The organism is Clostridium sp. 10cd* (assembly GCF_044336395.1).
In the GTDB taxonomy this organism is placed as follows: domain Bacteria; phylum Bacillota_I; class Bacilli_A; order Erysipelotrichales; family Erysipelotrichaceae; genus Clostridium_AQ; species Clostridium_AQ innocuum.
In genome coordinates this window covers 2,801,491-2,814,549 of sequence record NZ_CP172347.1, presented here as the reverse complement: position 1 = coordinate 2,814,549, position 13,059 = coordinate 2,801,491, and the positions used below count along the sequence as shown (strand labels likewise).

The following is a 13,059-nucleotide window of genomic DNA, read 5'->3' as shown; positions in this document are numbered from 1 at the left end:
TACATAGAAAAGAGGTGCAGTTATGAAACTGATTCAGCAGGCCCGCATCCTTACAAAAGGAAATGAAACAGAGACAATGGATGTGCTGTTTGATGAAAGACAGATTGTGAAAATCGCAAAGCATATCGATCCTGCATTGGCGCAGGAGGTAATACCGGCAGAGAATTGTGTACTGCTGAGCGGATTGATCGATGTACATGCCCATCTGCGTGAGCCGGGCTATGCGCATAAGGAAACAATTGCCAGTGGGACGGCTGCTGCAGCCCATGGCGGCTTTACCACCATAATGGCAATGCCCAATGTCATCCCGTATCCGGACAATACGGAAACGATGAAGACATATCTGACGAAAATCAAACAGGACAGCCGTGTGCATGTGATTCCCTATGCCTGTATCACAAAGGCGGAGGCGAGTCAAAAGCTGAGTGATATGGAAGGACTGAGCGCCATGGGGATTCATGCCTTCAGTGATGACGGCGTTGGTGTGGCAACAGCGGATATGATGAAGGCAGCCATGCAGAAGTGCCGTGAAGTTGACGGTATCATCGTTGCCCATACCGAGGATATGAGCTATCGCAAGCCGAACGCCTGCATGCACGAAGGCATCCGCAGTAAACAGCTTGGTCTTACCGGGATTCCCAGTGCCTGTGAATATGCACAGTTCCAACGGGATTTGGCACTTGTCAGGGAAACCGGCTGCCGCTATCATGTATGCCATATGAGTGCGCAGGAAAGTGTGGAATCCCTGCGCAGGGCAAAGAAGGAAGGACTGGATGTCAGTGGTGAGGTAACGGCACATCACCTGCTGCTGAATGAAATGGCAGTAGAAAATGCCAATCATAAAATGAACCCGCCACTGCGCAGCGAGGAGGACCGTCAGGCTCTGATTCAGGGACTGCTGGATGGTACGATCGATATGATTGCCAACGATCATGCACCGCACAGTGAGGAAGAAAAAAGCAGAGGGATGGAAAAGGCTCCCTTTGGCATTGTTGCACTGGAAACCGCGTTTCCACTGCTGTACACCCGCTTTGTGAAGGAGGAGGGCATCTTCACGCTGGAACAGCTGGTGTACTGGATGAGCGAGGCGCCTGCCAAACGCTTTCAAATGGAGCGCAGGGGAAAACTGAAGGAAGGAAACGCTTCGGATTTTGTACTGATGGATCTGGACAGCGTACGAAAGATAGAGAAACAGGGATTCTATTCCATGGGAAAGAACACACCGTTTGACGGTATTGTCTGCAGCGGCTTTGCGGTGAAGACATTTGTGGATGGAATCTGCGTATACGATAACAGGGAGGGTTTGCTGAAATGAAAAAGCGACTATTGATTCTTGAAGACGGCAGTGTTTATGAAGGAATTGCCTTTGGAGGCGACCGGTATCAGATGGGAGAGCTGATCTTCCAGACAGGAATGAGCGGGTATCAGGAAATTATCTCCGATCTGTCCTATTATGGACAAATCGTCATGATGACCTATCCTGCCATGGGAAACTGCGGAATCAACCGTGATGACTTTGAGAGTATTTCACCGAAGATGTTCGGCTTTGTTGTCAAGGAATACTGTGAAACACCGAGCAACTTCCGCAGTGATATGACACTCGATGCGTTTATGAAGCTGAAGGGCATTCCGGGAATTGCGGATATCGATACGCGTGAAATTACAAGAAAGATCAGAGATCATGGTACATGCAAGGCAATCATGGCGGATGCGGATGCCGATGTGGAGGCGATTGTGAAGCAGCTGCGGGAAAGTGAGTTACCAAAAGACGGTGTACAGGCAGTATCTACAGTGAAGCCGTTCCCGATTCCATCCCGTGGGCAGAAGGTCGTTATGGTGGACATCGGAACAAAGTTTGCCGTGATCCGCGAGTTTAACATGCGCGGCTGTGATCTGATTGTCGTACCATACAATATGAGTGCACAGGATATTCTGGCCATTCATCCGGATGGCATCGTCTACAGCGGCGGACCGGGAGCACCGGAAGATATTCCGGAAACGGTAGTTACCTGTAAAGAGCTGCTGGGCAGTGTGCCGATGCTGGGCATCGGTCTGGGACATGAGGTCATTGCGGCTGCATGCGGCGCAAACGTTGTAAAAATGAAGGTTGGTCACCATGGAAACTCTTCTCCGGTGCGCAATCTGAAGAAACAGAAAATCGAGTTTACTGCACAGAATCACGGCTATGAGGTGGAACCGGACTCCATAAAGGGAACCGGACTGATCACCACCTATACCGCACTGAATGATGGCTCCATAGAAGGCTTTACCCATGAAACCTATCCGCTGTACTCTTACTCCTTTGAGCCGGAGGCAGCACCGGGTGCGGATGACTGTACCTATATATTTGATGATTTCTGCAATGTAATGAAGGAAAGGAGTGCTGAATAGAATGCCGAAAAGAAACGATATAAAGAAAATCATGGTGATTGGCTCCGGTCCGATCGTCATTGGACAGGCAGCGGAGTTTGACTATGCCGGCTGTCAGGCCTGCACCTCTTTGCGCGAGGAAGGCTATGAGGTTATTCTGATCAACTCCAATCCGGCAACGATTATGACGGATACCGTTATTGCGGACCGTGTATATATTGAGCCGCTGACGCTGGAATTTGCGAGCCGTGTCATCTATAAGGAACGTCCGGATGCTATTTTGGGCAGCCTAGGAGGACAGACCGGCTTAAATCTTGTTGTTGAGCTGGCAGAAAGCGGTATTCTGGATGAATATCACGTGGAAATTCTGGGAACAGCACTGGATGCCATTGAAAAAGCAGAGGACCGCGATAAATTCCGAGAGCTGATGTATGAAATCGGGGAACCGGTACCGGAAAGTGTAATCGTTCATACGATTGAGGAAGCGGTGGCTTTCGCATGTGAAAACGGCTATCCGGTTGTGGTACGTCCTGCGTTTACATTGGGTGGTACCGGAGGCGGCTTCGCTCACAGTGAGGAAGAGCTGCGGGTAATCTGCGATAACGGTTTAAAAATCTCTCCGGTTCACCAGTGCCTGATCGAACAGAGCATCGCCGGTTATAAGGAAATTGAATACGAGGTTATGCGTGACAATGCGGACAATGCAATCGTTGTCTGCAATATGGAAAATGTTGACCCGGTCGGTATTCACACCGGTGATTCCATCGTTGTTGCGCCAACTCAGACGCTGACGGATAGAGAATGCGGCATTATGCGTGCATCTGCATTGAAAATCATTCGTGCATTAAAAATCTGCGGTGGCTGCAATGTGCAGCTCGCACTGGATCCAAACAGCTTCAACTACTATGTCATTGAGGTCAATCCGCGTGTGTCACGCTCCTCTGCCCTTGCCTCCAAGGCGACCGGATATCCGATTGCCAAGCTTGCGGCGAAGGTGGCTGTCGGTCTGACACTGGATGAAATTATCAATCCGGTCACAACAACCAGCTATGCCTGTGTGGAGCCTTGCATCGATTATGTTGTCACAAAATTCCCGCGCTTTGCCTTTGATAAATTCCCGAAGGCAGATCGTACACTGGGTACACAGATGAAGGCAACCGGTGAGGTTATGTCCATAGGACGTACCTTCGATGAAGCGATTTTAAAGGCTATCCGCTCTCTGGAAATGAAGACGGATCACCTGGAACAAAAGGATATCAACGCGATGAATGAGGATGCCTTATGGAAGAAGCTGGCACAGTGTGATGATGAGCGCATCTATGTCATAACCGCATTGCTTCGAAAGGGTGCGGATATCGAGGATATCTTTGCAGTAACGAAGATGGATCGCTACTTCCTGAACCGCTTTAAAAACATCGTTGCACAGGAAACCGTCATCCGTCAGCATCCGATGGATCTAAACGTTCTGCAGGCTTCCAAGAAAATGGGCTTTGCGGATTCCTGGATTGCAAGAAGCTGGAACGTAGAGGAAGCTGCTCTCTACGATACAAGAAAACAAAACGGCATTATGCCGGTCTATAAAAATGTGGATACATGTGCAGGGGAGTATGTATCGCATACACCGTATCTGTATTCCACCTATGAGCATGAAAACGAATCCGTATGCAGTGACAACCGTAAAATTATCGTACTCGGCTCCGGTCCGATTCGTATCGGTCAGGGTGTGGAGTTTGACTATGCGACTGTACACTGTGTAAAGACGATTCGTGAACGCGGCTATGAAGCGATTGTTATCAACAATAATCCGGAAACCGTATCAACCGACTATTCCATTTCCGATAAGCTGTATTTCGAACCGCTGACGATTGAAGATGTTATGCATGTCATCGATCTGGAACAGCCCCTTGGTGTTGTCGTGCAGTTCGGCGGGCAGACGGCAATCAATCTGGCAGATAAGCTGGTTGCGCGCGGTGTGAAAATTCTGGGAACCTCTCTGGAGGATATCGACCGTGCAGAGGATCGTCACGAGTTTGAAGAAATGCTGCATAAGCTGGATATACCGCAGCCGCAGGGGGAAACCGCTGTGGAGGTTGAGGAAGCAGTGAAAATCGCAAACCGTATCGGATATCCGGTACTGGTGCGCCCATCCTATGTATTAGGGGGACGTGCGATGGAAATCGTGCACAACGATGATGACCTGCGTGTCTATATGGCAACGGCTGTGAAGGAAATCAGTCATGATGCACCGATTCTGGTAGATAAATATATCATCGGTAAGGAAATGGAAGTGGATGCAATCTGTGATGGAGAGCATGTATACATTCCGGGAATCATGGAGCATATCGAGCGTGCCGGTGTGCATTCCGGTGACTCCATCAGTGTCTATCCGGCTCCGACGGCAAGTCAGAAGGTAAAGGATACCATTATTGATTATGCGACACGCATCGGTAAGGGATTCCACTTCATCGGTCTGTATAATATACAGTTTATCGTGGAAACCGATAAGAAAAGCGGGGAAGAAAGAGTGTATGTTCTGGAGGTTAATCCTAGAAGCTCCCGTACCGTGCCATTCCTGAGCAAGGTTACGAATGTTGGGATGTCCTATGTGGCAACACGCTGTGTTCTGGGAGATTCTTTAAAGGATCAGGGCTACGAGGAAGGCGTGCATCCGGAAGGGGAGCGTGTCTTTGTCAAGGCCCCGGTATTCTCCTTTGCGAAGCTGCGAAGTGTAGATACGACACTGGGACCGGAAATGAAATCTACCGGGGAAGCACTGGGCGGCGATGTAACGCTGGAAAAGGCATTATACAAGGCACTGCTGGCAAGTGGTGTGAAGATTCCGCTGCACGGCAATGTTCTTATTACGGTTGCGGATGATGACAAGCAGGAGGGGCTGAAGATCGCGAAGCGCTTTTCTGCCATCGGCTATGGTATTTATGCGACGAAGGGAACGGCACAGTATCTTTCCTCCAACGGTATCTATGTAAAAACCGTAGACAAGGTAAAGGAAGAAACAGACAACAATGTGATTGATGTCATCCGTAAGGGACGCGTCAACTATGTGGTCAATACGATGAGTATCTCCAGTGAGGTAAACCGGGACGGCTTTGAAATCCGCCGTGCTGCCGCTGAGAATAATATCAGCTGCTTCACATCGCTGGATACCGCCAATGCGATTCTGCGTGTGCTGGAATCCCAGACGTTTACCACCATTTCCATGAATGAACTGGAGGGATAAGATGCAGGAAGAAAAAGGACTGATTTTAAGTAATAAGAGGATAGCGAAGGATACCTACCGTATGGAAATACAGGCATCCATCGCAAAGGATATGAAGCCGGGACAGTTTGTAAATGTAGCGGTGGAGGGGTTTATGCTGCGCCGTCCCATCAGCATCTGTTCTGTTGAAGATAAAACACGCTTTGTCATCATCTACAAGGTGGTAGGGGATGGCACAGCCAAACTTTCCACGCTGCGCACGCAGGGAATCATCGATGTGTTTGGTCCCCTTGGCAGCAGCTATCCGATTCATGAGGAGGAGCATGAGGTGCTGCTGATCGGTGGCGGTGTGGGAGTGCCGCCGCTGTATGAGCTGGCAAAGCAATACCGCAATATCAATGCCTCTGTTAACGTGGTGCTTGGCTTCAATGATCAGGAAAGCGTATTTTACGAAAATGAATTTCAGCGGCTGGGCTGTCATGTTGCAGTAGCGACCATGGATGGAAGTTATGGGACAAAGGGAACGGTGATGGATGCCATCAGGGAGCATAATATCACGACAGAGTTTACCTGCAGCTGCGGTCCAAGACCGATGCTGAAAGCAGTGGAAGCGCACTACACCCGCGGCTATATGTCCTTTGAAAGCCGTATGGCATGCGGCATCGGAGCCTGCATGGCGTGTGTGGCAAAGGATAAGTTGGAAGAAAACATGTACCATCGCATTTGCAAGGAAGGTCCTGTTTTCCCAATCGGAAAGGTGGAATACTGATGGATCTGCATGTAGAACTACCGGGACTTCATCTGAAGAACCCCATCATCCCAGCCAGTGGCTGCTTCGGCTTTGGCCGTGAATTTGCCGAGCTGTATGATCTGAGTCTTTTGGGAGGTATAGCAATCAAGAGTGCAACACCACACAGCCGCTTCGGAAATCCGACACCGCGTGTTGCGGAAACACCGTGCGGCATGCTGAATGCCATCGGTCTTCAAAACCCAGGGGTGGATGTCATCATGGAGCGGGAGCTGCCATGGCTGGCGCAGTTTGATACGGAGATCATTGCCAATGTGGCAGGTGCCAGTGAAGAGGAATATGTCGAGGTGATCACGAAGCTGAATAAAAGCGAGGTTGTTAAGGCATATGAGCTGAACATCAGCTGTCCGAATGTGAAGCACGGGGGAATCGGTCTGGGTACGGATCCCAAGCTGGCGGCGAGTGTTACCCGCATGGCTAAGGAAGCGGCGGAAAAGCCGGTCTATGTCAAGCTGTCACCGAATGTTACCAACATCGTAGAGATTGCCAAGGCTGTAGAAGAGGCAGGGGCAGACGGTCTGGTGCTCATCAATACCTTGATGGGAATGCGTATGGATCTGCATACGGGAAAGCCGCTGCTGGCCAATGTGACCGGCGGTCTGAGCGGCCCTGCCATTAAGCCGGTAGCAGTGCGTATGGTGCATCAGGTGGCATCTGCTGTCAATATTCCGATTATCGGTGTCGGTGGTATCACGCGTGCGGAGGATGTACTGGAATTTCTGTATGCCGGGGCAAGTGCGGTTGAAGTGGGAATGCAGAACTTTATCGATCCGCTGTGCTGTGTTAAAATAATAGAGGATTTGCCAAAGGTCCTGAAGAAATATGGGAATAACAGTCTGAATGATGCTGTTGGAAGGAGTTTTCGTTGATGAGTAAAACAATGGTTGCGTTGGATTTCTCCACGCGTAAGGAAGTATATGAATTTCTATTAAAGTTTCAGGAGCCGATTTATGTGAAAATCGGTATGGAGCTTACGTATTCTTTTGGTTTTGAAATTGTTCGGGAAGTGAAGGCGATGGGACACCAGATTTTTCTGGATCTGAAGCTGCATGATATTCCAAATACGGTTAAACAGGCGATGAAGAATCTGGCAAAGCTGGATGTGGATGTTGTTAATCTGCATGCGGCAGGTGGAAGTGCCATGATGAAGGCTGCAATCGAAGGTCTGGAAGAGGGAGCTGTCAATGGCAAGCGTCCACTTTGCATCGCTGTAACACAGCTGACAAGTACATCCAATGAGGCAATGAATGAAGAGCTGCTGATTCCCGGAGATGTAAAGGATGTTGTTATCTCCTATGCGAAGCTGGCAAAGGAAAGCGGACTGGACGGTGTTGTGTGCTCTGTTCATGAAGCAAAGGCAATTCATGAGGCATGCGGGTCTGACTTTCTGACGGTTACACCGGGTATTCGTCTTGCGGATGATTCCAAGGATGATCAAAAGCGAGTGGCAACGCCGGCATTTGCCAAAGAACAGGGCTGTGACTACATCGTCGTGGGAAGAAGCATTACAAAAAGTGCCGATCCGGTGGCTACCTATCATGAAATTGAAAAAACGATGGAGGGAAAATAAATGAATATTGAAAAAACTGTCGCAAAGAATCTGCTGGATATCCAGGCGGTATCTCTGCAGCCAAATAATCCATTTACATGGGCAAGCGGAATCAAATCACCAATCTACTGTGACAACCGTCTGGTACTTTCCTTTCCGGAAAAGCGCACTGTGGTTGTGCAAGGCTTTGTGGAACTGATCAAGCAGGAATATGCAGAGGCTGAGGTCATCGTCGGTACAGCGACTGCCGGTATCCCATGGGGAGCGATGGTGGCAGACAAGCTGGAGAAGCCGTTTGGCTATGTGCGCAGCTCCAACAAGAGCCATGGCAAAGGAAATAAAATCGAGGGAAAAATCGAACAGGGTGCTAAGGTTGTTGTCGTAGAGGATTTGATTTCAACGGGAGGCTCCGTCAAGGATGTCATTGAATCCCTGCGTGAGGCAGGTGCCGAGGTACTGGGCGTTGTGGCAATTTTCACCTATCTGTTACCGGCATCTACAGAGCTGTTTCACAGTATTTCCTGTGAATTTAAGACATTGAGCAATTATGATGTACTGATAGATGTGGCATTGGAGCATGCCTATATCAAGGATGGAGACCTTGAGAAGTTAAAGGCATGGAAACAGGATCCGAAGGATGAATCCTGGATGGAAAAATAGAATAGAGAGCACAATGCATTGGGGCATAGAATACAGCAGGTATTCTATGCCCTTTTGGTGGAAACGGCAATTGTAAGGACTTACAGGAGGAGCTATATGAAAAAACGTTTACTGATACTGGAGGACGGCAGTGTATATGAAGGCTGCGGCTTCGGAGCTGATCATTATCAGGTAGGGGAGCTTGTGTTCAATACCGGAATGAGCGGCTATCAGGAGGTACTGTCCGATTTATCCTATTGCGGTCAAATCGTTATGATGACCTATCCGATGATTGGAAATTATGGAATCAACCGGGATGACTTTGAAAGTCTGGATCCTGCTGTGTTCGGTTTTGTTGTGAAGGAATACTGCGCGCAGCCAAGCAATTTCCGATGCGATCTGACACTGGATGAATTTTTAAAGCTAAAAGAAATACCGGGAATCTGTCATGTGGATACGCGCGCGATTACAAGAAAGCTGCGCAGCAGCGGTACCATGCGTGCCATTATGGCAAATGCGGATGCAGATGTGGATGCAATGGTCAGGCTGTTGAAGGAGACTGATTTTTTGCACGATCAGGTTGCACGCGTATCCACGCAGAAGCCTTTTCCAATTCCAGCCCGTGGGAAAAAGGTTGTACTGATGGATTTCGGGGCAAAGCATGGCATCATCCGCGAGCTGTCTCGCAGAAGCTGCGATCTTGTCGTTGTACCATACAATACATCAGCACAGGCGATTCTTGCTCTGCATCCGGATGGCATTATGCTGAGCAACGGTCCGGGGGATCCCAAGGATATGACAGGTGCAATCAAGGAAATCCGCGAGCTGATCAAGCATGTTCCGGTATTCGGCATCTGCCTTGGACATCAGCTGATTTCTCTGGCGTGCGGTGCCAATACGGTTAAGCTGAAATTCGGACATCGCGGCTGTAATCATCCCGTCCTGAATCTGTCCAGCAAAAAGGTGGAAATCACCTCGCAGAATCACGGCTATGCTGTGGAAGCAGAAAGTCTTGCGAACACAGATCTGATTATGACACATCAGGCACTGAATGATAAGAGTGTGGAGGGTGTCCGCCATAAACGCTATCCGGTATTCAGTGTACAGTATCATCCGGAGGCTGCACCGGGACCGGAGGATGCGAATTATCTGTTTGACCAATTTATGAAACTGATGGAAAAGGAGAACGTATAAAATGACAAAGCGTACAGATATGAAAAAAATACTTGTGATCGGGTCTGGACCAATTGTCATCGGTCAGGCAGCGGAATTTGATTATGCCGGAAGTCAGGCCTGCCAGTCTCTTCGTGAGGAAGGCTATGAGGTCGTCCTGATCAATTCCAATCCGGCAACGATCATGACCGATACGGCGATTGCGGATCGTGTCTATATTGAACCGCTAACACTGGAATTTGCCAGCCGTATCATATATAAAGAACGTCCGGATGCTATACTGGGCAGTCTGGGGGGACAAACCGGATTGAATCTGGTTGTTGAACTAGCTGAATCGGGAATTCTTGAGGAATACGATGTGGAGATTTTGGGAACGGACTTAGCTGCCATCAACAAGGCGGAGGATCGTGAGCTGTTTCGGAATCTGATGTATGAAATCAACGAACCGGTACCGGAGAGCGATATCGTTCATACGGTGGAGGAGGCGATTGCCTTTGCGAATTCCATTGGCTATCCGGTAGTTGTTCGTCCGGCGTACACACTGGGAGGAACCGGTGGAGGCTTTGCGGATACGGAAGAGGAGCTGCGTATCATTGCGGATAACGGATTAAAGCTGTCTCCAGTACATCAGTGTCTGATTGAACGCAGCATCGCAGGCTTTAAAGAAATCGAATATGAGGTTATGCGGGACAATAACGATAATGCTATCGTGGTCTGCAACATGGAAAACATTGATCCAGTGGGCATTCATACCGGGGATTCCATGGTTGTGGCGCCCGTGCAGACGTTGTCCGATCGTGAGCATCAGATGCTGCGCAATGCCAGTCTGAAAATCATACGTGCCTTGAAAATATGCGGAGGCTGCAATGTACAGCTGGCTCTGGATCCCAACAGCTTCAAATACTATATCATTGAGGTGAATCCAAGAGTATCCCGCTCTTCAGCGCTCGCCTCCAAGGCTACCGGCTATCCGATTGCAAAGCTGGCCGCAAAGATTGCGGTCGGTATGACATTGGATGAAATCATCAATCCGATTACCAAGACGAGCTATGCCTGCTTTGAGCCATCACTGGATTACATCGTTACGAAGCTGGCACGATTCCCGTTTGATAAATTTGAGAGGGCCGATCGTCGTTTGGGAACACAGATGAAGGCTACCGGTGAAGTCATGTCCATCGGTCGCAATTTTGAAGAAAGCTTTCTGAAGGCAGTACGCTCTCTGGAAATGAAATGTGATCACATCGATCATAAGGAAATTGATGCCTGTACAACTGAGCAGCTGTGGGAGAAAATCGCGGTAAAGGATGATCTGCGCATGTTCGGCATCGCTGAGCTGATTCGCCGTAAGGAATCACTAGCACGTATTCATGAAATAACGAAGATCGATATGTTCTTCCTGCATAAGTTTGCGAATATCATTTCTCTGGAAGAAGAAATGATGGCACATCCACAGGATCTTACCGTACTCCGTACGTTGAAGGAAAACGGCTTTGCGGATTCCTATATCGCCCGCAAGTGGGGGATGAAGGAGCGCTCCCTCTATGAGCTGCGGAAGAATAACGGCATCGTACCAGTATACAAAATGGTGGATACCTGTGCAGCGGAATTTGAAAGTGCGACGCCGTATTTCTATTCCACCTATGAACAGGAAACGGAATCCTTCCGTACAGACCGTAAGAAAATCATCGTTCTAGGCTCTGGACCGATTCGTATCGGACAGGGTGTGGAATTCGACTATGCGACCGTACACTGTGTAATGACACTGCGGGAGCGCGGCTATGAGGCGATCGTTATCAACAACAATCCGGAAACGGTATCGACAGACTTTTCTATATCCGATAAGCTGTATTTTGAACCGCTGACGATTGAGGATGTTATGCACGTTGTGGATCTGGAACAGCCGCTGGGTGTGATTGTTCAGTTCGGTGGACAGACGGCAATCAATCTGGCGGATAAGCTGGTGGAACGCGGTGTGAAGATTCTGGGAACCTCTCTTGAGGACATTGACCGTGCCGAAGACCGTCATGCATTTGAAGCGATGCTGCACACGCTGGATATCCCGCAGCCGAAGGGAGAAACAGCGGTGGAGGTAGAGGAAGCCGTAAACATTGCGAACCGCATCGGGTATCCGGTGCTGGTGCGTCCATCCTATGTCCTCGGCGGACGTGCGATGGAAATCGTGCACAATGATGATGATCTGCGGGTTTATATGGCAACAGCGGTCAAGGAAATCAGTCACGATGCGCCGATTCTGGTGGATAAATACATCGTCGGTAAGGAGCTGGAAATCGATGCCATCTGCGATGGGGAGCATGTGTATATTCCGGGAATCATGGAGCATATCGAGCGGGCCGGTATTCACTCCGGTGACTCGATCAGTGTCTATCCGCCGCAGACCATTTCCGACAAGGTGCGCGACACCATCGTTGATTACAGCATTCGTATCGGAAAGGGATTCCACTTTATCGGCTTGTTCAATATTCAGTTTATCGTGGAGGCGCCAAAGGATGGAAAAGAGGAAATGGTATATGTTCTGGAGGTCAATCCGCGAAGCTCCCGTACCGTACCATTCTTAAGCAAAATCACCGGAGTGGCAATGAGTCATATCGCAACACGCTGTGTTCTAGGTGACTCTTTGGCTGAGCAGGGCTATGAGGAAGGTATCCGTCCGTTTGAGAATCGTGTATTTGTCAAGGCTCCGGTGTTCTCCTTTGCGAAGCTGCGCAGCGTTGATACGGTGCTGGGACCAGAAATGAAATCGACCGGAGAAGCACTGGGTGGTGATGTTACCTTGGAAAAAGCACTGTATAAGGCACTGCTTGCCAGCGGTATCCGTATTCCGAATCATGGAAATGTGCTGATGACGATTGCGGATGATGACAAGGAAGAGGGGCTGCGCATGGCAAAGCGTTTCTCAGCCATCGGCTATGGCATCTATGCGACAAGTGGAACAGCGAAGTTCTTACAGGAAAACGGGTTGTTTGTGAAAACTGTCAATAAGATTTCCCAGGAGGGCGATTTGAATGTCCTGGATGTGATTCGCAAGGGAAAGGTAAATTATGTGATCAATACCATGTCCAGCGAGGATAAGGAGGTAACGAATGACGGCTTCCTGATTCGTCGTGTATCCGCAGAAAATAATATCAGCTGCTTCACCTCCTTTGATACGGCAAATGCGATATTAAAGGTGCTGGAGGCCTTGAATTTTACAACCATTTCAATGAACGAGCTGGAGCACTAAATATGTCTCTATTATAAAAGCATAGTTAAAATACTTTCAGCATTTGCCGAGTGTTTATATCT

General features: G+C 49.0%; 9 protein-coding genes. All 9 read left to right on the top strand.

Annotated features, from left to right (window positions below):
* Window positions 1–22 precede the first annotated feature (22 nt).
* On the top strand, window positions 23–1,315 hold the full coding sequence (locus ACG3M1_RS13930; protein ID WP_257366288.1) for a dihydroorotase: 1,293 nt from the start codon (window positions 23–25) through the stop codon (window positions 1,313–1,315).
* The gene (gene carA / locus ACG3M1_RS13925) at window positions 1,312–2,391 is read left to right on the top strand and encodes a glutamine-hydrolyzing carbamoyl-phosphate synthase small subunit (protein ID WP_008817491.1); all 1,080 of its coding nucleotides are present in this window, start codon (window positions 1,312–1,314) and stop codon (window positions 2,389–2,391) included. Before ACG3M1_RS13930 ends, carA begins: the two co-directional genes overlap by 4 nt.
* 1 nt (window position 2,392) lies before the next feature.
* Window positions 2,393–5,608, top strand: coding sequence for a carbamoyl-phosphate synthase large subunit (gene carB, locus ACG3M1_RS13920; protein ID WP_008817490.1), 3,216 nt, complete (start codon window positions 2,393–2,395; stop codon window positions 5,606–5,608).
* A 1-nt stretch (window position 5,609) separates the two neighbouring features.
* Window positions 5,610–6,356: a dihydroorotate dehydrogenase electron transfer subunit gene (locus ACG3M1_RS13915; protein ID WP_009270974.1), complete on the top strand. Its 747-nt coding sequence runs from the start codon at window positions 5,610–5,612 to the stop codon at window positions 6,354–6,356.
* On the top strand, window positions 6,356–7,264 hold the full coding sequence (locus ACG3M1_RS13910; RefSeq protein WP_008817488.1) for a dihydroorotate dehydrogenase: 909 nt from the start codon (window positions 6,356–6,358) through the stop codon (window positions 7,262–7,264). Before ACG3M1_RS13915 ends, ACG3M1_RS13910 begins: the two co-directional genes overlap by 1 nt.
* Complete coding sequence (gene pyrF / locus ACG3M1_RS13905; RefSeq protein WP_008817487.1) at window positions 7,264–7,965, top strand: orotidine-5'-phosphate decarboxylase; 702 nt, start codon at window positions 7,264–7,266, stop codon at window positions 7,963–7,965. The genes ACG3M1_RS13910 and pyrF overlap by 1 nt, the downstream gene beginning before the upstream one ends.
* Window positions 7,966–8,604 (top strand): orotate phosphoribosyltransferase, encoded by a 639-nt coding sequence (gene pyrE / locus ACG3M1_RS13900; protein ID WP_008817486.1) that lies wholly within the window; start codon window positions 7,966–7,968, stop codon window positions 8,602–8,604.
* Window positions 8,605–8,700: 96 nt separating this feature from the next.
* Window positions 8,701–9,777: a carbamoyl phosphate synthase small subunit gene (locus ACG3M1_RS13895; RefSeq protein WP_008817485.1), complete on the top strand. Its 1,077-nt coding sequence runs from the start codon at window positions 8,701–8,703 to the stop codon at window positions 9,775–9,777.
* A 1-nt stretch (window position 9,778) separates the two neighbouring features.
* Window positions 9,779–12,997: a carbamoyl-phosphate synthase large subunit gene (gene carB, locus ACG3M1_RS13890; protein WP_395814268.1), complete on the top strand. Its 3,219-nt coding sequence runs from the start codon at window positions 9,779–9,781 to the stop codon at window positions 12,995–12,997.
* Window positions 12,998–13,059 lie beyond the last annotated feature (62 nt).